Source organism: Sphingobacterium sp. NGMCC 1.201703, from assembly GCF_047784615.1.
GTDB lineage: Bacteria > Bacteroidota > Bacteroidia > Sphingobacteriales > Sphingobacteriaceae > Sphingobacterium.
The window spans coordinates 1,123,483-1,147,329 of sequence record NZ_JBLOHD010000001.1 but is presented as its reverse complement, the minus strand read 5'-3'; the positions used below and the strand labels follow the sequence as shown (position 1 = coordinate 1,147,329).

18 protein-coding genes and 3 tRNA genes are annotated in these 23,847 nt (G+C 41.9%); 10 read left to right on the top strand and 11 right to left on the bottom strand.

Going from position 1 to position 23,847, the window contains the following annotated elements:
* Positions 1–26: 26 nt before the first annotated feature.
* From ACK8HY_RS04730 to ACK8HY_RS04720, 3 genes are all read right to left on the bottom strand, one after another.
* On the bottom strand, positions 27–1,535 hold the full coding sequence (locus tag ACK8HY_RS04730; protein WP_343560538.1) for a bifunctional GNAT family N-acetyltransferase/carbon-nitrogen hydrolase family protein: 1,509 nt from the start codon (positions 1,533–1,535) through the stop codon (positions 27–29).
* Between the two features lie 238 nt (positions 1,536–1,773).
* Positions 1,774–2,115: a DUF3467 domain-containing protein gene (locus tag ACK8HY_RS04725; RefSeq protein ID WP_077434854.1), complete on the bottom strand. Its 342-nt coding sequence runs from the start codon at positions 2,113–2,115 to the stop codon at positions 1,774–1,776.
* A 36-nt stretch (positions 2,116–2,151) separates the two neighbouring features.
* A complete protein-coding gene (locus ACK8HY_RS04720) occupies positions 2,152–3,270 on the bottom strand; it encodes a M42 family metallopeptidase (protein WP_077434855.1) in 1,119 nt (372 codons plus the stop codon).
* Between the two features lie 162 nt (positions 3,271–3,432).
* Between ACK8HY_RS04720 and lgt the strand changes: the two genes are divergently transcribed.
* The 4 genes from lgt (at position 3,433) to ACK8HY_RS04700 (ending at position 7,297) form a co-directional block, all read left to right on the top strand.
* A complete protein-coding gene (gene lgt, locus ACK8HY_RS04715; RefSeq protein ID WP_077434857.1) occupies positions 3,433–4,248 on the top strand; it encodes a prolipoprotein diacylglyceryl transferase in 816 nt (271 codons plus the stop codon).
* A 466-nt stretch (positions 4,249–4,714) separates the two neighbouring features.
* The gene (gene trpB / locus ACK8HY_RS04710; protein WP_217700031.1) at positions 4,715–5,905 is read left to right on the top strand and encodes a tryptophan synthase subunit beta; all 1,191 of its coding nucleotides are present in this window, start codon (positions 4,715–4,717) and stop codon (positions 5,903–5,905) included.
* A 72-nt stretch (positions 5,906–5,977) separates the two neighbouring features.
* Positions 5,978–6,562: a L,D-transpeptidase family protein gene (locus ACK8HY_RS04705; RefSeq protein WP_416132925.1), complete on the top strand. Its 585-nt coding sequence runs from the start codon at positions 5,978–5,980 to the stop codon at positions 6,560–6,562.
* Between the two features lie 162 nt (positions 6,563–6,724).
* Positions 6,725–7,297, top strand: a complete 573-nt coding sequence (locus ACK8HY_RS04700) for a helix-turn-helix domain-containing protein (protein WP_077434859.1) — start codon at positions 6,725–6,727, stop codon at positions 7,295–7,297.
* Between the two features lie 96 nt (positions 7,298–7,393).
* Here the strand turns inward: ACK8HY_RS04700 and ACK8HY_RS04695 are convergent, their stop codons facing one another.
* The 7 genes from ACK8HY_RS04695 to ACK8HY_RS04665 form a co-directional block, all read right to left on the bottom strand.
* The gene (locus ACK8HY_RS04695; protein ID WP_416132924.1) at positions 7,394–9,574 is read right to left on the bottom strand and encodes a DUF4954 family protein; all 2,181 of its coding nucleotides are present in this window, start codon (positions 9,572–9,574) and stop codon (positions 7,394–7,396) included.
* An 8-nt stretch (positions 9,575–9,582) separates the two neighbouring features.
* Positions 9,583–11,424: a glutamine--fructose-6-phosphate transaminase (isomerizing) gene (gene glmS / locus ACK8HY_RS04690; RefSeq protein ID WP_416132923.1), complete on the bottom strand. Its 1,842-nt coding sequence runs from the start codon at positions 11,422–11,424 to the stop codon at positions 9,583–9,585.
* A gap of 151 nt (positions 11,425–11,575) precedes the next feature.
* Positions 11,576–14,716 carry an efflux RND transporter permease subunit gene (locus tag ACK8HY_RS04685; protein ID WP_416132922.1) on the bottom strand — a complete coding sequence of 1,047 codons (3,141 nt, stop codon included), beginning with the start codon at positions 14,714–14,716 and terminating at the stop codon, positions 11,576–11,578.
* A gap of 65 nt (positions 14,717–14,781) precedes the next feature.
* A complete protein-coding gene (locus ACK8HY_RS04680; protein ID WP_416132921.1) occupies positions 14,782–15,837 on the bottom strand; it encodes an efflux RND transporter periplasmic adaptor subunit in 1,056 nt (351 codons plus the stop codon).
* A 14-nt stretch (positions 15,838–15,851) separates the two neighbouring features.
* Positions 15,852–17,168 carry a TolC family protein gene (locus ACK8HY_RS04675; protein WP_416132920.1) on the bottom strand — a complete coding sequence of 439 codons (1,317 nt, stop codon included), beginning with the start codon at positions 17,166–17,168 and terminating at the stop codon, positions 15,852–15,854.
* A 28-nt stretch (positions 17,169–17,196) separates the two neighbouring features.
* A complete protein-coding gene (locus ACK8HY_RS04670; protein WP_416132919.1) occupies positions 17,197–17,796 on the bottom strand; it encodes a TetR/AcrR family transcriptional regulator in 600 nt (199 codons plus the stop codon).
* 171 nt (positions 17,797–17,967) lie between these two features.
* On the bottom strand, positions 17,968–18,639 hold the full coding sequence (locus ACK8HY_RS04665; RefSeq protein ID WP_172394375.1) for an NUDIX hydrolase: 672 nt from the start codon (positions 18,637–18,639) through the stop codon (positions 17,968–17,970).
* 185 nt (positions 18,640–18,824) lie between these two features.
* Between ACK8HY_RS04665 and pfkA the strand changes: the two genes are divergently transcribed.
* The 6 genes from pfkA to ACK8HY_RS04635 all read left to right on the top strand — a co-directional run bounded on the left by pfkA (position 18,825) and on the right by ACK8HY_RS04635 (position 22,139).
* Positions 18,825–19,802: a 6-phosphofructokinase gene (gene pfkA / locus ACK8HY_RS04660; protein WP_077435901.1), complete on the top strand. Its 978-nt coding sequence runs from the start codon at positions 18,825–18,827 to the stop codon at positions 19,800–19,802.
* Between the two features lie 18 nt (positions 19,803–19,820).
* A complete protein-coding gene (locus ACK8HY_RS04655) occupies positions 19,821–20,672 on the top strand; it encodes a hypothetical protein (protein WP_077434875.1) in 852 nt (283 codons plus the stop codon).
* A gap of 4 nt (positions 20,673–20,676) precedes the next feature.
* The gene (gap, locus tag ACK8HY_RS04650; protein WP_077434877.1) at positions 20,677–21,675 is read left to right on the top strand and encodes a type I glyceraldehyde-3-phosphate dehydrogenase; all 999 of its coding nucleotides are present in this window, start codon (positions 20,677–20,679) and stop codon (positions 21,673–21,675) included.
* A 176-nt stretch (positions 21,676–21,851) separates the two neighbouring features.
* Positions 21,852–21,927: transfer RNA gene (locus ACK8HY_RS04645), tRNA-Phe, on the top strand.
* Positions 21,928–21,976: 49 nt separating this feature from the next.
* Positions 21,977–22,049, top strand: a tRNA-Gly gene (locus ACK8HY_RS04640).
* Positions 22,050–22,054: 5 nt separating this feature from the next.
* Positions 22,055–22,139 (top strand) — tRNA-Leu (locus ACK8HY_RS04635).
* Between the two features lie 114 nt (positions 22,140–22,253).
* Here ACK8HY_RS04635 and ACK8HY_RS04630 read toward each other — a convergent pair.
* Positions 22,254–23,594, bottom strand: a complete 1,341-nt coding sequence (locus tag ACK8HY_RS04630; protein WP_416132918.1) for a M60 family metallopeptidase — start codon at positions 23,592–23,594, stop codon at positions 22,254–22,256.
* Positions 23,595–23,847: the final 253 nt, after the last annotated feature.

Genomic DNA, 23,847 nt, shown 5'->3' with positions numbered 1-23,847 from the left:
TGAAGCGCTTCAAAAATACAGGCAAATTATTTCAAAAGTTTTACTTCATATAAGTCTTTACGTCGGTCTTTTTTGATTTTTACCGTACCATATTCATGCAGATCGCGCAGGGCATAAAGATCCACATCAGCAATCAGCACCATCTCCGCGTTAGGCGTGGCCTCGGCCTTGATGGCATTATTCGGAAACGCAAAATCCGATGGTGTAAAGACGGCGGATTGCGAATATTGAATATCCATGTTGTTAACACGCGGCAAGTTACCTACGGAGCCCGCTATGGCTACATAACATTCGTTTTCGATCGCACGGGCCTGCGCACAGGTCCTGACACGGATATAGCCATTTTGCGTGTCTGTCATAAAAGGCACGAATAGGATCTGCATCCCCTGATCCGCCAGAATACGGCTCAGTTCAGGAAACTCTACATCATAGCAGATCAGCAGACCGACTTTCCCGCAGTCCGTATCGAATACCTTCACCTCACTTCCCCCTACCATACCGTAATATTTAAATTCATTCGGTGTGATGTGAATCTTTTTGAATTCATCCAGTTTACCATTGCGATGACAGAGGTAAGAAACATTATAAAGTTTTTTGTTTTCCATCAGCGGCATGGAACCGGCAATGATATTGACGTTATAGGACACCGCAAATTGCTGAATGCGGTCAATAATATCCGAGGTATGCTGCGCCAGCCTTTCCATCGCCAATCGCTCAGGAAGGTCATTATAAGGACTCATTAATGGGGTATTGAAAAACTCCGGAAACATGATAAAGTCTGTCCCATAATCACTCACGGTATCCACAAAAAATTCGACCTGATCATAGAAAGCTTCAATATTGTCGAACAAGCGCATCTGCCACTGCACCAACCCCAAACGAATGGTCTGCTTGGTCGTCGAAATCGAGCGGGTCTCCGATTCGTAATAAATGTTATTCCATTCGAGCAATGTGGCAAACTCCATCGACTCAGCATCCTCCGGCAGATAATGTTTTAAGATCTTTTTGACATGAAAATCATTGGAGAGCTGAAAGGTCAGGGTCGGATCATAAATCTCCTTGCGTTTTACTTTCTCAATGTAAACCCTTGGACTCATTTTGTCCGCGTAATTATGGTAATTGGGAATCCGGCCGCCAGCAACGATGCATTTTAAGTTCATCTGTTCACAGAGCTCTTTTCGTGCATCGTATAGACGTCTTCCCAAGCGCAAAGCCCGATGCTCGGGATGGACGAACACTTCGATGCCATACAAGGTGTCACCGTCATCACTGTGTTTGCTGAACTTCCCGTCGTCAATAATATCGTAATAGCTATCGTAGATATTATTTTTTTTGGAATTGAGGATAATGGACAGCGCACAGGCAACCACATGTCCATCGATCTCCACGCACAATTGTCCTTCGGGAAATATATCGATCAGGTCCTGAATATTTTCCTTCGACCAGGTATCCCCCACACCATCATACGCTTGTTCCATTGATTTTTTCAAATCAACATAATCCTTCTTTGTCAAGTTGCGCACTTGAATATCCATAGTAATCTCCTTTTGAAATAAGTTTTCCTAAAAATAGCAAAAGTCGGGCCCAAGCGCAAATATCCTAGTGGCCCCTTAGCCACAAATGGAGACAAAACCTTCATGCTCTTATAAGCACCAACAGCTAGGAAAATCGATTGAGGGCTCTTTCTGACCAATAGAAATCAGACACTTTCAGAAACAAAAAGGCGCCAATAAAACAATTGGCGCCTTTATTATCGATAGATTATGCTATTGACTATGCTTGACCTTGAGGAGTTCCGAAAGGAAATGCCACTGTTGGGTCACCACCTTGTTGCGGTTGTTCAGCAACCCCCGTATCCATTTTAATCGGACCGTTTAATGCTTCGAAACGATTCACGTTATCAACCAATGCACCTAACAGGCGTTTTGCGTGCTCTGGAGTCAAAACGATTCTTGATTTCACTTTTGCTTTTGGCACTCCTGGCATCACACGGATAAAGTCAACCACAAATTCTGTATTAGAGTGAGTGATAATCGCAAGATTTGAGTAGATTCCTTCTGCTACTTCTTCTGTCAACTCGATGCTCAATTCGTTTTGATTTTGGTTATTTTCCATAATAATTCTAAATGTAAGTTAATATAATCCTAAATTTTATTTTGTAAATGTTCTAAAGTCCTGGCCATCCTCGATATGCAGCAATGTCTGATAGATCAAACGGATCACATTGTCAACATCCTCTTTGTGCACCATCTCAACCGTTGTATGCATATAACGCAACGGCAAAGAAATCAATGCTGAAGGTACCCCACCATTGCTGTACGCAAAAGCGTCGGTATCAGTCCCTGTATAACGTGAGCAGGCCTGACGTTGAAATGGAATATTGTTGTCCTCAGCAACCTTAACCAACAGTTTATTCAAGTTGACCTGAACCGCTGGGGCATAAGATAATACCGGCCCTTTACCCGAGAATAAATCCCCTTGCGTGATCTTGTTGATCATTGGCGTCTGGGTGTCATGCGTCACATCTGTAACGATGGCAACATTCGGCTTTATACGGTCAGCAATCATTTCAGCACCACGCAGACCAATCTCTTCCTGCACCGAATTTACGATATATAATCCAAATGGCAATTTCTTTTTATTCTCTTTTAGCAAGCGTGCTACCTCGGCAATCATAAAGCCGCCGGCCCGGTTGTCCAAGGCACGTCCGATATAATAACGGTCGTTCAGGATCGAAAATGTATCTTCATAGGTAATCACACAGCCGACGTGTACACCCAAAGCTTCCACCTCCTCTTTGGAGCTGCAGCCACAGTCCAAAAAGATATTTTTCAAGGACGGATTTTCCTCTTTCTCACCCGAGCGTGTATGAATCGCAGGCCAACCAAATACCGCCTTCACAATACCTTTTTCGGTATGAATGTTCACACGCTTGGACGGTGCAATCTGATGATCTGAACCACCGTTACGCACCACGTAGATCAATCCGTCCTTTGTAATGTAATTGACAAACCAGGAAATTTCATCCGCATGCGCTTCGATCACGACCTTATAGGCCGCTTTTGGATTGATAACACCAACAGCTGTACCGTAATTATCTACGAAAGTTTCATCCACATAAGGCTTCAGATAATCCAGCCATAAACGTTGGCCCTCCCATTCAAAACCTGTGGGGGATGCATTATTTATATATTTTTCAAAAAATGAAAGCGAATCTTTTGTCACGACTGCAGTCGTTTTCTGTTCTTTTTTCTTATTCTTTTCAGCCATCTTTTCCTTTTCTATTTACTTTCGTCAAAATATGAAAATTTCAATGAAATGCAAAAGTAAAAATGTTTTTTAGAATATTCCTTTTACATTTCACTTTGATTTTATTGAAAAATAAGATTAAACCTTATCTTTACCCTAGTAATTTAAACTGACATAAAATATATGAATTCAATATTAAGTGCTATACATTGGAATATAGATCCCGTGATGTTCAACCTTGGTGCATTTGCTCTGCGTTACTATGCCCTGTGTTGGCTTCTCGCTTTTTTTGTTTCCTATGTTATTATGCTGCGCATTTTCAAAAAAGAAGGCCGCACGCAGGAACAATTGGACCAACTTTCCATTTATATCTTCCTCGGCACACTGATCGGTGCACGACTTGGTCATTGCCTATTCTACGACTTTGATTATTACAAAGACCATATTCTGGAAATTTTCCTTCCTTTCAAATGGGATCAAAACGGGTTCCAAGTCACGGGTTTCGCCGGATTAGCTTCCCATGGTGGGGCTATCGGTATCCTCACTGCGCTTTACCTCTTCTGTCGCAAAACAAAAACAGACTTTTTATGGTTAGCAGATCGATTGGTAGTGGTTGTTCCCATTGCCGGTGCCCTGATCCGTATCGGAAATTTTTTCAATTCAGAGATGGTCGGTACGCCAACAGATTTACCCTGGGCAATTATTTTTGAACGTCATGACAACATTCCCCGCCACCCGGGCCAACTTTATGAAGCCATTGCCTACATCATCATCTTTATTATTATCGGCTCCTTATTCAAGTCAAATCCTAATCGCCAAAAGGGTTGGTTATTTGGCGTTTTCATGGTCTTATTATTTGGAGCACGGATGGTATTGGAACATTTTAAACTTGATCAGGAAGATTTTGAACAAAACATGATCCTCAATATGGGACAACTATTGAGTATACCATTTATTCTGGTCGGTCTTTATTTTATTTTCCGAAAGCCAAAAGCGTAAAACAGCCTGCGATCAGCAATCGTTTACAAAATATAGAATTAACAAGGCATCTTTTCTGAGAAAGATGCCTTTTTTTATATCCTGTCCAAAGTACTGCAAGCGCTATCCAGGTTTTGGTTTCTGTTCGACCGTGCTAGCTATCTGCCCCGATACAGATACCTAGCCGAGACGGCATGAATCCACCATGAATCCATGCTGAGTCCGTGGTGAGTCCGAGTCTAACACTTGGTCAACACGGATCCATTATCGTAGCATAGTGGATACACCTGCTTGTAGAGTCGAATAAGCCCCGAATCAGCTTCGAACAGGGAGCGCACAGCTGTTGAATACCGCCCATAACACGGACTCCATATCTAATTTTTAAAACTAAATTATCTTGTCTTTACCACCAAAGACTCCAAAGATTGCTATATTTAGGCTTCTTTTATGATCAAATATTTTTACAACAAGAAAACTTAAGCCTAAAATGAGTCTAGAAAAGTGCGCATCTGTTGAAGCGAACGAAAACATGCTTCAATACAATGGTAAATATGGTGAGTACGGCGGGTCCTTTATCCCACCTGTTTTGGAGAGCCAGTTAAACAAGTTAGCCGAATTTTTCGACAGCCATGTACAGAAAGAAGAATTCCAAAAAGAATTTATCGCCATCCTCAAACATTATGTCGGACGGCCATCGCCTTTGTATTTTGCCAAAAACCTGAGTGACTATGTTGGTTCGAGGATCTACTTAAAACGGGAGGACCTCAACCACACGGGTTCACATAAGATAAACAATTGTATCGGTCAGATCTTATTAGCCAAACAAATGGGCGCTACGGAGATCATTGCTGAAACCGGTGCAGGACAACATGGTGTCGCTACGGCTACAGCTGCGGCATTGTTAAATATCCCATGCAAAGTATTTATGGGCGAGATTGATGCCGCCCGTCAGGCGCTGAATGTCAAACGGATGGAATTATTGGGTGCTCAGGTTGTCACCACAAACCTCGGAAGCCGTACACTCAAAGACGCTGTTGATGCAGCTTTGATGTACTATGTCGAAAATCCTTCTTCCTATTACCTGTTGGGCTCACATGTCGGGCCCCATCCCTACCCTAAAATGGTCGGATATTTTCAGAGCGTTATCGGGAAAGAAGCCCGGCAACAGATCCTTGAACAGGAAGGACGTCTTCCGGACAGCATTTTTGCCTGTGTAGGCGGCGGTTCGAATGCCATCGGTTTATTTTCGGGTTTTCTGGAGGACCAAGAAGTGGAAATCAATGGTGGCGAAGGTGGCGGTTCGGGAACCTATCCTAAAACAGCCGCAACTTTATCATTTGGCAAGCCCACTGTATTCCAAGGCACCTATTCCTATTGTTTAGTCGATGACGAAGGTAATCCAATTCCTTCCACCTCAGTGTCCGCAGGACTGGATTATCCCGGCATATCACCCCAGCATGCTGCTTTAAAGGACAGCAATAGGGCTAATTACTATCCGGTAACAGATGATGAAGCAATTGCTGCCTATAAACTGCTTTCCAGATTAGAAGGAATTATCCCGGCAATCGAATCCTCGCATGCAGTTGCTCTGGCGGTCAAATTACTGAAAGACAAAAACAAACTCGCCATCGTCAACCTATCTGGACGTGGTGACAAGGATGTAGATCGTGAATTTTAACTGCTCCCATCACAGCTTGTCTTACAAATTCCCCTATCGGGATTTTGTAAGACAAGCTGAATTGAATCGGGCATGCCCAATACACCTAACGACAATTCGCAAACAACAGAAGCCATGAAGCAAAGTAAACCTCGCCGCAGCTGGTTAAAAATTGGGATCACCGTACTGCTCCTGTCCATGATAGCGCTAACGGCCTATAACCTTTACCCCGAATCGCGCCTACCCCAAAATACGGTGGTCGACAAACTTGTGGTTTACAAATCCAAGCGTAGCCTATTGGCTTATGCAGATGGCAGATTGCTCAAATCTTACCGTATTTCACTCGGTGGACAGCCTATAGGTGCGAAAGAAATCGAAGGCGATCTAAAGACCCCGGAAGGATTGTATGTTATCAACGATAAGAATCCACATAGTGACTATCATAAAAATTTAGGGGTCTCCTATCCCAATGAAAAGGATATTGCTCATGCCAAAACCCTGGGTAAAGCTGCTGGTGGTGATATTAAAATCCATGGTCTGCGCAATGGAATGGGGTTTATCGGTAAACTACAACGCTATGTAGACTGGACTCTCGGTTGCATGGCCTTGACCGATACGGAAATTGACGAACTCTATCAGGCTGTTCCTATAGGTACAGCCATTGAAATTCATCCATAGTATTCGGGCAGGCACACACGCAGACGCTGAACTGCTGTAATCCTAGTCTTCTGTTTAACTTTCCCAAAACTCTACAACATATGCCCCAAATCTTACAACAGAATGTCTGATTAATTTGCGATTTTTGGGTTTAGATTTGTAACTTGTATTAAAAAAAACCGAATGAAACTCGCAATAAAGAATATGGTATGCAATAGGTGCATCATGGTTGTCGAAAACGAATTGGCCAAGCTTAATCTCCATGTTAAACATATTTCTTTAGGACAGGTCGAAATTGAAGAAACGTTGAATAAAGAACAATCTGCACAATTGGCCGCGAACTTCTCTGCCCTTGGCTTTGAATTGATCGACGACAAGCGAACAGTGCTGATTGAACAGGTCAAACATCTGGTACTGGATCTCATCCGTAATCAACATAATAACACCAATCTCAATTTATCAGAGATCATCAGCAATGAGATTTATCACGATTACAACTATATTTCGAATCTATTTTCGGATGTGGAAGGCATGACCATTGAGAAATATTTCATCAGTCAAAAGATCGAATATGTCAAGGAATTACTGGTGTACGACGAACTGACTTTAAGTGAGATAGCTTATCAGCTGAATTACTCCAGTGTCGCTTATTTGAGCAACCAATTTAAAAAAGTAACCGGACTGACACCAAGTCATTTCAAGCATATCAAGGAGAATAAACGGAAACCCTTGGATAAGATTCAAGATGCCGGATAACCCTTGTCCTTGTCGCCAACCTGCGCCGGGTACATCAGATCATTATCCTATCCCCACAAGAAAAAAAGAAAAGGCTTCCGAGCGGAAGCCTTTCTTTTAAAATTGCCCTTTCAAATTAGCAACCCTTATTTTAAATAACTCTAATTCGTTTTGTTGTTGATTGATAAAGGCGTTTTCGGCTAATTTCCCGACGACGATATCGCGTTCTTCCTCGTTGGCATATACCATATTCTTGAACGGATTTTTATAATCTTTTGCACGGGATTTATAGATCTGCTCGCCTATCCAGATTCGATGCCCCAAAGCCTGATCCAACAAAGATACAATTTTATCTTTGGATATTTCCATTCCCTCCAGATGCAGAATTTCAATCAGCGATAACAAGGCATGTTTTCGCTTATCCAATGGGTAGCCTTTGCTGCGCTCGTGATAAAATTCATGAATATCGTCCCATGAGTCAATCTTTTTGGATTTAATCTCATTCAGGAAAACCTGCAAAGCAGTACTTTCGATAAGTTGTCCACCGATATTTTCCCAGTTGGTCCGCTGTTCAGTGGCGAGGCTCGCAAAGATTTCATCCAGCGATTGTCCTTCCTCAAGCGCTTCCATCAGGTGCAAAACACCATAATACTTGATAAATGAACGATAGAGATGATAGGCTTCGCCTACTTTCTGAATCACCGTAGGTCTGCGCGAATTCTCAGCTCCGGATAAAACAATAGTCTTATCTTTTAGATCAATATTGTTGGCAAGTAAAGCACGTCCAGCTAAAATGCGCTCCGCACGTGTTTTGTTTTCTTCGGGCTGGAGACTTTCCGATACGGCAACGGCAAGTGTTTCCATTCCGGCGAACATCTCATTGACGGTATCCGGTGCCAACATATCGTACTCAAAATATTGGTTTTTAAAATGCCTATTGTCGCGTGCTTCATATTTATTGGCATTGCGTACCAGGGCATACATATTATACATAAACCAATATCCCGGAATAAGTACGAGCCGATCATGCTGCACGTCATTGCTGACCAATGTAAAAGGCAATTGGATATCCAGCTCATGTAGGAAGTCCCCCTTGACAATTAGACAATAGGAGGCAAATCTCGAGTTATGTTTAAGACTTACGCATAATCCCGGCCAGAAGCCACGCCCAGCGATAATCTCACCATCCGCTGCCCTGGAATTGTGGTTTGACCCTACGGTGGCCCCAGCAGCCATATTACTTTGTCCCATCACCAATGCGGCACAGAGGAAAGAATTATTATGGTGTTGTTCGTGTGCCGGAAAGATCAGTGAATTGAGCACTTCACAACAGGATATCGTCGAATTATCGCCGAGATAGGAATTGATCAGCCGGGCGCCATATTTCAGTTGCGAGTAAGAAGCCAAAATAAAACGTACTGCTTTTACACCATAGAATATACGGCAACCGTAACCAATGATACCATTGACCAATTCACAGCCTTCACCGATCTGCGTATAGGATTCCTGTGATGAATTCACCGTCACATTCTTCAGCTTATTCACTCCTTTGATATAGGCATCTGTACCAATCTTCACATTCTTGATCGTAAAGGTATTTTTGATGACACAGCGATCACCGATCTGGCTATAATAGCCACGTTGCGTACCAAACTTCTGGTCTGTAAGTTCTTCAAAACGATGTTGCAGTTCCCGATCATGGCGATTTCGTGTCCACAGGTAGACGTCGGCAGCCTGCATCCCATCGAAAGGATAGACCGAACGTGCACCATTTTCATTACAGAGCTCCAGTTGGATGCGTTTACCCGATTCCTCGCCATCGCGCAGGATTCCATTTCCAAATTTGGCCGTGCTTCCGGTCTCCATCTCCTTGATCTGACTCAGCAGCACTTCATTTCCCACAATAAAATAGGATAAATAACCGATATGATGAACAGCGACATCATCGCCAAAATCCGAACTGATAATGGTCGAATGATACAGGCCGATCGGAAGTTTTAAATTCCGGTACTCCAAATAGCTGGGGCTGAGATTTCCGATCCGAACCAGGCCATAGAATTTACAGTGTTGAATCTGCTTGGGATCAAAGATTGCAGAAACTTTTACCCTGGACCAGTCGCTCGACCAATTTCCGTTGGCGATGAGCTGCTGAATCTCATCTGCTGTAAGGTCACGGTAGCCATTACGTGGATTTTGCTGAAAACGCAGGGTATACTCATCCTGCCCTTCCTGGAGAAACTCATTTGGGATAAAATCATATCCCAAATGCTCCAAAGGTATTTTCTTTAATACACTCATGCGCCTCCTTATTCTACGGTAACAGATTTGGCGAGATTACGAGGTTTGTCAACGTCTAAGCCCAACTCCACACCGATATAATAAGACAACAACTGAAGTGGAACCACGGAGATCAATGGTGCAATAATCTCATCTGCTTCGGGGATTTCCATATAATCATCCGATAAGCCTTCGGATACAGCGTCACCTCTGGTCACAACAGAGATAATTTTTCCTTTCCTTGCTTTTATTTCCTGGATATTGGAAACAATTTTTTCATGATAAGCATCTTTCGTAGCCACAAAAACAACTGGTAGGTTTTCATCAACCAAAGCAATAGGTCCATGTTTCATTTCCGCTGCCGGATAGCCCTCAGCATGGATATATGAAATTTCTTTAAGCTTTAATGCGCCCTCTAGCGCTACAGGGAAGTTATAGCCTCTACCTAGGAATAAGAAATCCCGAGCATCTTTATATTTTTTTGCAATTTGCTGAATCTTTTCGATCTGTGTATCCAGTATCCATTCCACCTTCTCTGGTACTGCATGCAATTCTGCCGATAATTCCAGAAAACGTTCTTGGGAAATTGTTCCTTTTAATGCTGCGATTTTTAGCGCGATCAGGTTTAAAACAGTGAGTTGTGCTGTAAATGCCTTGGTACTCGCTACCCCGATTTCGGGACCGGCATGCGTATAAGCTCCTGCATCCGAAAGGCGGGCAATTGAGGATCCCACAACATTGACCACGCCAAGAATAATTGCCCCCTGCTTTTTCGCATTTTCCAGTGCTACCAAGGTATCCGCGGTCTCCCCGCTTTGCGAAATGGCCAAAATGACGTCTCCAGGATGGATCACTGGATTGCGGTAACGGAATTCCGATGCATATTCCACTTCAACGTTAATGCGGCATAATTCTTCAATGATATATTCGGCAATCAAACCCGCATGCCAGCTTGTACCACAGGCAACAATAACAATGCGATTGGTGCTACTGATTTCTTCTGCGTATTTCTCAATGCCGCTCAGAATAATCTGCTTGGCCTGCAGATCCAGACGACCCCGCATTGAATCGTAAATGGTATGAGGTTGTTCAAAGATCTCCTTTAACATAAAGTGATCATAACCACCTTTTTCAATAGCAGACAATTCCAGATCTAATTTTTGGATATAGGGTGTAATCCGTTCATTACCCAAGTTCTTGAGGATAAGTTCCTCCGGTGTGATAATTGCCAGTTCGTAATCATTAATGTACACAACTTCTTTGGTGTAGGCTAACATCGGCGAAGCATCCGAGCCCAAGAAATGTTCATTTTTACCTATTCCGATAACAAGGGGGCTTCCCTTTCTAGCCGCAATAATCCGATCTGCATGACCAGCTTCCAATACCAGGATCACATAGGCACCTACCACCCTTTTTAAGGCAATACGGATTGCCTCTTCCAGGGAGCATTCATTTTGCAATTGAATTTCTTCGATAAAGTTGACAAGTACTTCGGTATCTGTATCACTTTTAAAATGATAACCTTTGCTGATCAATTCTGATTTTAGGGATGCATAGTTTTCAATGATACCATTATGAATCATTGCAATGCGTCCACTGTTGGAATAATGCGGATGGGCATTGCGGTCAGAAGGTTCACCATGGGTAGCCCATCGTGTATGACCTATTCCTGTTGTTGATTGGAGATCCTGACCGTAAACGAATTCTTCCAGATTCGCTACTTTTCCGGTCTTTTTGTAAACATCGACCTGTTCACCTTTATGCAGTGCCACTCCAGCACTGTCATATCCACGGTATTCTAATTTTTTCAATCCATCAATGACGATACCATACGCCTGACGGTAACCTGTGTATCCTACAATTCCACACATGCTTGTCTCAATTTTAAGTATTTATATATTTTGTTAATGCGGCCGCAATGTAATAAAAAATATTTACGCAATCGATTGATTAACCTAAAATTAACACAAAAAAAAGGAGGCCAATGATTTAGCCTCCTTTCTTTTGTAAAATTATTTAGATTTAATGATCTGCGACATCCACATGATCATAGTCTTCGACCATCAATGCTTCATAGTCAGTCTTCTTCTTCCTTCCGAAACGGTCGAAAATCGAATACACGACCGGAACGACAACAAGGGTCAGGAATAAGGATGACAAGAGGCCACCGATGATAACGATTGCCAGACCTCTGTTCATATCGGCTCCATCACCTGTGGCAATGGCAATCGGAATCATACCGAATACCATGGCAATTGTCGTCATCAGGATCGGACGAAGACGGGCGTGGTTAGCCGCCACCAATGCGTCGTGCGTGTTATCCCCCGCTTCTTTACGGTGGTTCGCAAAATCGACCAGCATGATCGCATTTTTGGCCACCAGACCAATCAACATGATAATACCCAAAATCGTAAAGATATTCAGCGTCTGATTACCCAGAGCAAGGAACAACAAGGCACCTATAAAGGACAACGGAATAGAGAACAATACCACAAAAGGTGTGATAAAGCTGTCATATAGCGCCACCATAACCAGGTATACCAAGATAATGGAAGCCAGTAAAGCGATTCCCAATGTACCGAAACCCTCGGTCTGGTTTTCCATGTTACCCCCCCAGATAAAGACGATTCCCGGCTTGCGTGGTAGCTTCTCAAATTGCGCCTGCCATTCCTGTGCTACGGTACCCATTGGCCTACCGATGGCCTGACCTTGGATAGATACAGCCGGTGATTTATCGCGACGTTCCAATAAAGTCGGACCCGAACCATAAGAAACTGTTGCAAACTGTTCCAAAGAAATTGAAGCCCCTTTGTTATTGATAAATTTCAGATCGCGAACATTGTCGATGCTGGCGCGACCGCTTTCCGTATAGCGGATATTGATATCGTATTCATTATCACCCGCTCTATACTTATTGTCTGTATTTCCCGAAAATGCAGTCTGCATCGTCATACCGACCGTGGATACGTTCAATCCCAAAGACGTCATTTTATCGCGGTCAATTTTCACATTGATCTCAGGGTTACCTGCTTCGGAGGTTAACTTCACTCCTGCTGCTCCTGGGATCTTACGCAATTGCGCCGCTGCTTTCTCCGCAAATTCCTGCGCATCTTCAACCGAAGAACCGATGATGGTCAATTTCAATGGTGCCTGCTCAGCACCCATGATCCCTACATTCACGGTTTTAATCTTCGCTCCGATCAGCTTGTTTTCGAGTTCACGTTTCAAAGTCGCAGAATACACCTGTGAATTGCCTTCGAAATTTTCCTTATCCAGGATGACGTGAATCTCGGATTTATAGCGCGAACCTGTTGTCGAAGCCATACCATCTGAAGACTGTCCTACAGTAGTAATGATTTCTTTGACATCGGGTTTAGATTTGATATAAGCTTCAGCTTTTTGGGTCAGCAAGTTCGTCTTTTCCAGAGAAGCATCTTTGTCCAATTCCAGCTGGATGAAAAACTCCTTACGGTCTATCCCTGGGAAGAAATCCGAACCGATATAGCCTTTGACCACAAGCATAAAAGAAGCAACCAATAAACCTACAGCAAGTCCCAGTGTTGCCAATTTATTCATCCGGCTTTTTAATGCCCAGACCAACAAGCCAGATACCCAATGGGTAAAAGCTGTCAGTCCACTTTCAAAACCGTGGATAATACGTCCAAAGAAGGAAGTTTTGCTCAGATGCTCCAGTTTTCCGAAACGGGAATATAACCATGGAACAACCGTAAAGGATACCAATAGGGACAACAAGGTGGAGATAATTACCGTCACACAGAATTGTGCCAGGATATTTGCCACCAAACCCGTAGACATCGCAATCGGTAAAAACACCACCACGATAACCAAGGTAATCGCTGTTACGGTAAAACCGATCTCCGAGGCTCCATCGAATGCTGCACGCACCTTATTTTTTCCCATCTCCATGTGGCGGTGGATATTCTCGATAACAACGATCGCATCATCCACCAGGATACCTACAACCAGCGAAAGACCCAATAAAGACATCAGGTTTAAGGTATAGCCCATTAACAGCAATCCAATAAATGTCGCAATCAGGGATAATGGAATGGCTACCATCGTAATCGCGGCATTACGCAAACTCTGCAAGAAGAATAGCATGATAAAACCTACCAACGCAATCGCAATCATCAAGTCATGGATAACGTTATTGGCGGCATTTAATGTAAAGTCAGAAGAGTCATTTGCAACAAGAATCTTGATTTTGTTACCTGCATAATCTTTCTCAACTTGCTCTATCGTCTTTTTTACACCTTCTGATACGGCTACCGCATTGGCATCGGACTGCTTAAAGACCTGCAATAAGATCGTGTTTTGACGGTCAAGACGAGCGACCTTCTCAATTTCCTTGATACCATCCTGCACATCAGCGATGTCACGTAAATAAATTTGTACCCCTGATGGCGTTGTAATTGGCAGATTACGTAATTCTTCAATCGAGGTTACTTTACCCGCCAAACGGATTGTTGTTCTGTTGTCACGGGTACTGACGTTACCTGTAGGAAAATCAAGATTTGAAGAGGCAACAGTCTGTTGTACCTGAGCGATTGTTAAGCCATAGCCCTCAATTTTCTTCGGGTCTACAGAAATCTGAATTTCACGCTCCTCACCACCGACCATATCCACTTTGGCCACACCATTGATCCGGGCAAAGACAGGTTGAATTTTATTGTCCAAGAGGTCATACAGTTCTTTCTCAGATAAATTCGATGTTACGGCTAAACTCATAATGGCCACATCATCCAACGAAAATTTGGATAAGGACGGTGTTTTCACATCATCGGGCAAATCATTGACAACCGCATTGATCTTCCGTTGTGCATCGGTCAGCAGGAAGTTGACATCGGCCCCGTTATTTAAGGTAATCATGACAATGGATACCCCTTCGAGGGAAGTCGATTCTACTTTCTTAATACTCTCCAGCGAGGAAATCGCATCCTCAATTTTTTTGGTAACAGAGCTTTCCACCTCAGCAGGCGATGCGCCCGGATAGACTGTCTGCACCGTGATTACGTTGATCTCAAATTTAGGGACTAACTCGTACCCCAACTGAGTATAGGAAAACAACCCACCTAATGTCAGTATTATAAATAATACGATAATTATACTGGGACGTTTTATCGATATTTCGGTAATTTTCATTAGAATTATTTGTTTTTAATGGTAATGAAACCACAACTTCATTTGCTACTGGTTTTCAGTAAACATTATTTAATAATTTCAACAGGGCTCTGATCAAACAGATTGATTTGACCCGAAACAATCACTTGGTCGCCATTTTGCAGACCACCCAAGATTTCAATGTAATCGCCAAAATTTCTTCCGGATTTCACATTGGTTTCGATTGCTTTACCATTTTTAAGAACGAATATTTTATTGTCGCTCACACTACCGACAAATGCATTGCGAGGTACGATCAAGGTATTACCGGCAACACCTTCGCCAAATATTGCTGTACCATACATACCGGCACGCAATTGATTCGATGCGTTATTGACTTCGATTTCTACCGGGAAATTCAAGCTTCCGTCCGATTTAGGAGCAATAAATGTCACCTTACCGGTGAATCTTTGGTCTGCATAGACACTTGCTGACACGTCAACTGATTGCCCAACCCGCAATGTAGCCACATTTTTTTCATCCACATTGACCCGTAATTTTAAGGTACCGACATTGACGATATCAAAAGCCGGAGCGCCAACATTTAAATACGTTCCGGGCTCAATTTTACGTGCATTGACCACCCCGGAAACCGATGTTTTGATGGTAACATCACCAGCATTCAATTTTGATGCTCTCAAATTATTCTTGGCGTTTTCAAATTGCAACTTCACCTGATCAAGCTGCTGTTTGGTAACACCACCTGTAGAAAAAGCACTTTCAAATCGATGTAAGTCCGCCTGCGCATTCGTAAATGCGGCTTGCGCATTAGCTACATTGACATTGAGCTTGTCACCTTCGATAATTGCCAGAGTTTGTCCAGCACTCACACGGGAACCCTCGTCGACCAATACCTTCACCACTCTACCCGCAGTCTCCGCAGATACGGTGACTTCTTGCTTTGGCGCAAAAGTTCCATTAGCCGTGTAACGTAGGTCCATTGAGCTTACCTTTGCCGTATCGATACGGACCGCAATTGCCGCATTTGTTTTGGCAACCTCAGCCGTTTCCGCTTCGTTTTTCTTTTTATTTTTATTTAACACAAAAAATATTCCTGCCAGACCAGCAGCAATAATAAGTAGGGTAATAATTCCGCGTTTCATATTGTATTAGTCAATTATTCGTTAATTAGTGATTTTAACTCGCCATTCGATTTAATAATCTGTACTTCAGCAACCTTATAGTTCAATAAACTTGTATTCAGGTTATTTTCGGCATCAGCTAATGCTCTTTCCGCATCCAGTAACTCAGTTAAAGTTGCCAAGCCATTGTTAAAGTTGTTTTTTGTATCATCCAGGACTCCTTTGGCCAATTTCACATTTCGGCGATTGTTGTCGATAGTCAGTAAGCTGATCTTAATCTGAGATTTGGCATTTTCCTTCGCCAGGCTAAGGCCAAGCTTTGTATCTTCCAAGTCCACCTGGGCCTGTCTGATCTGGATATCGGCCTGATTGATTCTTGCTTTGGTCGTTCCGCCTGTAAATATCGGCACCGAAAGGTTAAGTCCGATACTCGAGGTCTTTGGCCAGCTAAAATCACCACCGATCGGAAACCCTTTACCAAAACCATTGAAACCAAAGTCAGCACCCAAGGATAGTTTGGGATAAAGATCCGCCACTTTAGATTTCTTGTTCAATTCATACAGTTCAATCTGTTTCTTCATCAGCTGCACCTCGGTACGATTCTCAATATTGTCCGATTCCATTGCCAATACCGGGTTGATCTCAAAAGTTTCGTTCGACAATTCAATATCTTCCTCGATTGGTTTACCGATCGCAAATTTCAGCGCATTCTCCTTGATCTGCACAGCGCTACTTGTCTGCTGTTTTTGGGCCTCTAGGTTATTCACATTGACCACAAGACGATCCAAGTCGATTTTTTTTGCCAGTCCGGCTTTGACAAGCCCCTCTGTCACCTCTTTGGTTTTAGTGGTGCTCTGCAGGTTATTTTCTATTGTTTGCAGTCTAAGATGTTCCTGATAGATATCGTAGTAAGCGTTAGCTACTTTTTCAATAAGCTGTTCATCTGTTAACTGAGCATTAATCTGATAAAATTCCTTTGTTGTCCTAGCTGCTTTTAACCCTGTAAAGATCGATTGGTTAAATAACTGTTGGTTTAAAGAAACGACGGCATTTGAATTCCAGGGTTGTCCCATTTTGATTTTTTGGGTTTGCCCACCTGCTTCCAACACCATTTCTGGAATCAATACATTGTATTTCAGGGAACCGTTGGCGTTGATCTGAGGCAATGCGCTACCTCTTACCTCATCAATCTGATATTGTGAATTTTCGAGATCCAACTTGGCCTTCTTTGCTTCCTTTTTATTCTGCAAAGCAAATTTGATCGCATCACTTAGGCTTAATTGCTGCTGTGCATGACTTTGGAAAACCATCGTACCTAATAAAAGGCTGGCTAGTATTCTGATTGTTTTCATTCCTAATTTATTTATCCTAATTTTATATCTATTTTTTATTTATACCATTAAAAAACAGCTTCGTAGCTAGCTTTTGTTTCTGTAGCACTTCATCAAAACGATCCTGATTAGGTATTCCCGAAATGATATCAGAAATATTGCACATCAGGGAGAGACTCTTCATCAGCTCGACATAGATTTCAGCGGTTTCATAGAGATGCTCGCCATTGAGCTCGCCATTTTCAGCCCCAACCTTCAGTATTTCATAAAGCGCATTTACATCACGATTGTGCAGGCACTGAAAAAAATCCTGCATTGAAAGCCCTTTAATCCATTCCAGATTCTCGTTCATGTGCAACATATAATATTTGCGTACAAAGGCGTCCCGTAATTCCAATATTTTCATGATCACTTCGTAGGTTGTCCCCCTGTGCGCGGCGACTAACCTCTCTTCCTCTTCCCGGTACTCGTCAGTCAATCGGATGATCACATCCCGTATGAGCACATTCTTCTCTGAGTAATAGTAATACAAATTCGCTTTGGTAATTTTTATATCCTCCGCAATCTCATTCATTGTTGTCTTACTAAAACCATAATGCATAAAACGTCTTATGGCAGCATCAATGATCTGGTCTTTTCTATCTTCCATTCTTCAAAAAACTCCTTTCTACTTTCTGACTTTTATCGGAAATTGTTCAAAAATATAAAAAGTAACTTCCTGTACAAAATATATTTTGAAATCGCTATTAATTTGATATTTAGTTGACAACAAAAAAGGCAAACTTTGGAAGTTTGCCTTTTCTTAATAACTCAGAATTTATTAAAACGCTACAGTATTCTGAAAATGTTTGAGGAATTTTCTTTTGTCCAGCTTATAGAGCCTTGCTGCCCGGTAAGCGACACCGGTCTGCACCTCATCCAGCTCCTTTAGGAAGCCATAATTCTGCATTTTCTTTCTAAAATTGCGCTTATCCAATGTTTTATTCAATATTCCCTCATACACCAACTGTAATTGTGTCAGGGTAAATTTTTCAGGCAACAGCTCAAAAGCGATGGGTTTATAAGCCAGACGGCGCTGCAACCTTTCCAGGCATAAATCCAAAATCTGCTTATGGTCAAACGCCAATTCAGGGACATTTCTGACAGGAAACCATTTTGCCTGCTTCATATAGTTTGTAACAGGCTTTGTCTTCAGTTTTGTGTTATCCAGCTGAATCAGGGCATAGTATGCTACGGTCAGAATACGCCCTTTTGGGTGCCGTTTTAAGCCCGCAAAAGAATGCAATTGGTCCATAAATACATCCTTCAAACCTGTATTTTCATACAGAATTCTCTTCACGGCATCTTCCATCTCTTCGTCATTGTCCACGAAAAAGCCTGGCAATGCCCACCAATCCTTAAAAGGATATTCATTTCTTTCAGCCAAAAGAACCTTTAATTCTCCTTCATGAAAGCCTAATATGACGCAGTCTACGGTAAAATTACTATACAAAACTTCTAAATTTATTTATGTGCAATATACTGAGCTAAATTTATTGGCTACTAATCATCGGGTTACCTGTAACAATTATACGCTTCCTAAACGTGATGCGCAAAAAAATAATGAAAAATTTATTCAAAGTGTAGAATATACACTATAAAAATCTTATATTCGTAAAACCTAAAATATAGAGTGTGATAAAAGAAATTAAAAAAATAGGCGTATTAACATCTGGCGGTGATGCACCGGGCATGAATGCCTGTATTCGTGCAGTTGTCCGTACAGCATTACACAAGGGCCTTCAGGTCACTGGGATCTATCAGGGCTACCAAGGTTTGATTGACGGAAATTTCAAAGAAATGGATACCCGTTCGGTGAGCAATATCATACAGCGTGGTGGTACAATATTAAAAACAGCACGTTGTCTTGAGTTTAAAACAACCGAGGGGCGAAAAATTGCATATGATAATTTAAAGGCTGCCGAAATAGATGCTTTGGTGGTTATTGGTGGTGATGGTACTTTTACGGGTGCGAATTTCTTTTCCAAAGAATTTGAAATTCCCATCGTAGGTATCCCAGGAACGATTGACAATGACCTATATGGCTCAGATTATACCATTGGTTACGATACCGCAAACAACACCGTTATTGAAGCCATTGACAAAATCAGAGACACCGCAGCGTCGCATGAGCGCCTCTTCTTTGTGGAGGTCATGGGTAGAGATTCAGGCTGTATTGCATTAAATGCTGGAATTGCAGGTGGTGCAGAAGCGATCCTACTTCCAGAAAAGGAGACTGCTATTGATGACTTAATCAGTCACCTGGAAGATGGAGCCATCAAAAAGAAATCTTCTTCAATTGTGATCGTTGCCGAAGGCGATCAAAACGGTGGTGCCTATTATGTCGCAAAAAAAGTAAAGGAAAAATTTGATCATTACGACACGAAAGTTAGTATATTAGGGCATTTGCAACGCGGCGGATCTCCAACAAGCTTCGACCGTGTATTAGCTAGTCGATTGGGTTTTGCCGCCGTTAATGAAATTTTAGCAGGCAATACACGGATCACCGTAGGTCTCCGTGGTAACGAAATTAAAACTACTCCGATCGAGGAAGCTATCAGCAATAAGGAAATTAAGCTTAGCCCTGATCTATTGGAAATGGCTGAGATTTTGTAATATAAAATTAAGCAGACGATGATAGCAGTAGTATACAGTGGATCCCGATTCTCAGACTGGCGGTTGGCCGACAAAGGCCGAATAACAACCGGATTTCGCATGAATGGTATCAACCCCTATCTACAGGATGAACGGTCCATACTACAGCATTTAAATAGAAACACCAATTTGATCAATAACGCTGAAAAAATAAAACGTATTTATTTTTTTGGTGCCGGCTCCTCATCAAAAGAACGTAAGGACAAGATCAAAAATGTGTTCGAGCGCTTTTTTGTCAATGCCCGTGTCAAGGTAGACCATGATGTCATTGCTTCAGCCATTTCAACCTTTGGTGATGAAAAAGGCATTGTCGGCATTATCGGAAGTGGATCGAACGCGGCCTATTATACCGGTAAGAAAATCATTGAGAACAACTATGGTCTGGGTTACATTCTCGCAGATGAAGGGGCGACAAACTGGAACAGTCAGCAATTGCTGAAACATTATATGACCGACACGCTTCCGGTCGATCTGAAAGATAAATTGGAAAAAGAATTTACCCTGGACAAGAAAAGTATTTTGGAGAAGGTCTATATTGCGCCGCAGCCAACCAACTTTTTAAATTCATTTACCGATTTTGTACTTGAAAATAAGGATCACCTATTTATCAATCAGCTGATCAAAAACGGACTGCGCATCTTCATTAAGACGTACATTAAGCCATTAATGAAAGAGTATCCGGATAGTGATGTGAATTTTACAGGTTCGGTAGCTTTCAATTATGAAAACATCCTCCGGGAAGTTGCTACAGAAGAATTTAATATCAGTATTGGCACCGTAGTTAAGGAGCCGATACATAATTTAATTAAATATTATATCAATAAAAATTAAGAATATGAAAATTGGAATTAACGGATTTGGCCGTATTGGTCGTTTAGCATTCAGAGCTGCTATCAATCGTCCAGAAATTGAAATTGTTGGTATCAATGACTTAGTTGAGCCTGATTATATGGCTTATATGTTGAAATACGATTCAACTCACGGTAAATTTGATGGTACTGTAGAGGTGAAAGATGGTAACTTGGTCGTGAATGGCAAAACAATCCGTGTAACTGCTGAAAAAGATCCAGCAAACTTGAAATGGAATGAAGTAGGTGCTGAAGTAATCATCGAATCTACAGGTTTCTTCCTTACTCAGGAGTTGGCTCAAAAACACATTGACGCAGGTGCGAAAAAAGTTGTGATGTCTGCTCCGGCAAAAGATGATACCCCTACTTTCGTAATGGGTGTAAACCACAAAGAATTAAAAGCTGATCAACATATCGTTTCAAATGCATCATGTACAACAAACTGTTTAGCGCCTATCGCTAAAGTATTGAATGACAAATTTGGTATCGTTGAAGGTTTGATGACTACCGTACACGCGGTAACAGCTACGCAAAAGACTGTGGATGGTCCTTCAGTGAAAGACTGGAGAGGTGGCCGTGGTGCTTACCAAAACATCATCCCTTCATCTACAGGTGCTGCTAAAGCTGTAGGTTTGGTACTTCCTGAATTGAAAGGTAAATTGACAGGTATGTCATTACGTGTTCCTACTGCTGACGTTTCAGTTGTTGACTTGACAGTACGTTTGAACAAAGGTGCTTCATACGAAGAGATCAAAACTGCGATGAAAGAAGCTTCTGAAGGTGAATTGAAAGGTATTTTGGGTTACACTGAGGATGAGGTTGTTTCAACTGACTTCTTGGGTGATGCACGTACATCAATCTTCGATGCTAAAGCTGGTATTTCTTTGAATGATAACTTCGTTAAAGTGGTATCTTGGTACGACAACGAGTGGGGTTATTCAAACAAAATCGTTGATCTAGTATTAGAAGTAGGTAAATTATCTTAATCAGATCCACCTAGACCATATCAAAGGGCTATTCACATCGAATAGCCCTTTATTTTTTCCACTTAGGAATCAATGGGTTGGCGTTTAAACGCAAAAAAAAGCGCTTTTGCCTTTTGTATTTCAAATAATCCCTCTATATTTGCAGCATCAATAAGGCAAACGCCTAGTATTGAAAAGGTGCCATAGCTCAGTTGGTAGAGCAAAGGACTGAAAATCCTTGTGTCGCTGGTTCGAATCCAGCTGGCACCACCAAAAGAAACAGAACGCGAAGTTCTGAAATACTTGAAAAAATAAATTCCATGCGAAAATAGCTCAGTTGGTAGAGCACAACCTTGCCAAGGTTGGGGTCGCGAGTTCGAATCTCGTTTTTCGCTCACCTGCCTAGGTGGTGGAACTGGTAGACACGCAGGACTTAAAATCCTGTTCCCGTTAAGGGAGTGCGGGTTCGATTCCCGCCCTAGGTACAAGAAAGCTCATCTAACGATGGGCTTTTCTTGTTTTTATACTGTTCAGCTTCCCTGAATAAAAAAGGGCACACGAATGATCATGTACCCTAACTAACTATTAAAAATGAAATTTTAATCCCTCAATGCCGTAATATCTTGATTCGGCGCTGGAAAATTAAAGTTGGCAATCTCCGTATAAACAGATTCATTAACTTTGAAGCCCCATTTTCTAAAAAAGTCTGAAAGGTCTTTCTGTGAAATTTGACAAGCTGAAAGCATAAAATAGCGCATTTTATCCGCATCTGTTGATAAAACAGGGCGATTCTCACGCGTAGCCTTGCTCAAATTAATATAGAGATCATCACCAAAAGCCAACCACAATTGATGGAACATAATCATCTTCAAGTCATTATCACCCAAATTGAAATCTCGTTCGGTAATAGGCTTTTGGAGATAAGTATCCAATTTGGGCCATGCATTGTTTGCAGTAACACGACTAACAGGCAGACCAAAACCTCGCTCACATGCTAACGAATAAACATTGACCGTCGTTTCCGTCAGATTGTTCCAAGTCCAAGCTTTCTGCTGATAGGTATGTCCTACTTCGTGCCAGATCCCCCATCCATTGGTGTTGGAAAGATATTTAGGCTGCAGCATGCGATAAGACAATGATTCCGTATAAAAAATAGAAATACCTGCCGCCATATATCCGCCAGAAGCAGAATCCCTAACCGTGATCAAATGTTTATTGTAAGGGATGGCATGTACACCGCTTGTACCGCTCAAGCCACTAATACGATTTGAAAAACCGATGATCGAATCCAATCGATTAACGATCAATTGTTGATCCTCGCCCTTATAAAGAAGAGCCTCATCCATATTAGCGACCATAATGGTACGGTCGGAAGAAAAGACCACATCCGGCGCAATGTTCTTAAGCGAATCCAATGTCAGCACCCATTGATCATGGGTTGTTTTACCTTTTTGAAAATACGGAACAGGAATAAATCCATTGCCGAAAGTAAGTTCAATTTCTCCTGTTGTTGTATAATTATTCGCGGTATAGATCAAATAAACCAACCCTCCGTATTGATCTACTGTAAACGATTGCGTTCCCGGCTGTAGATCAAAGTATTGTCTCACAGGCCTGATATTATCCCTAAAAGGAGTACCGATCGCAAGTCGGGCTCCTGTTGAACCAGCTTTGACGTTAACAGTTACCGTTATTGTACTATTGGGAGCAGCATAAAATCCCGTTGCCTGCATATCGTTGTGATTTGCCCTGAATTGCAATCGATCGGTCTCTGTCGATGCCGAAGGCATTACTTTGAACGTTTGTACACTATCTGCAATGGCCAATTTGACCGGTTCAGGATCATTAGGCACCGGATGCATCCAACCACCATCCTTTTTACAGGAGGTAAATAAGCCGACAAAGCAGATTGCAATTACATAAAAGATGTTTTTCTTCATTGGTTTTCAAAATTAAGTTTATAAACAGTTTAAAACTTTGGTAAAAAATTAGTAGTAGGATTATAATCGCTATGACCAATATAGAAGTAAATTATTCAATAAATCCGAGCAATCGATTGCGCAACAAACGAAAACGTTATCGTGTACAATAAACACAATAAGTTAAAAAGAACTAAAATTAACTATCGTAAATAAAAACCTCCTTTAATAGGTAAAATAAAGTATAACTGGCTCACAAATGGGATATCGTCCT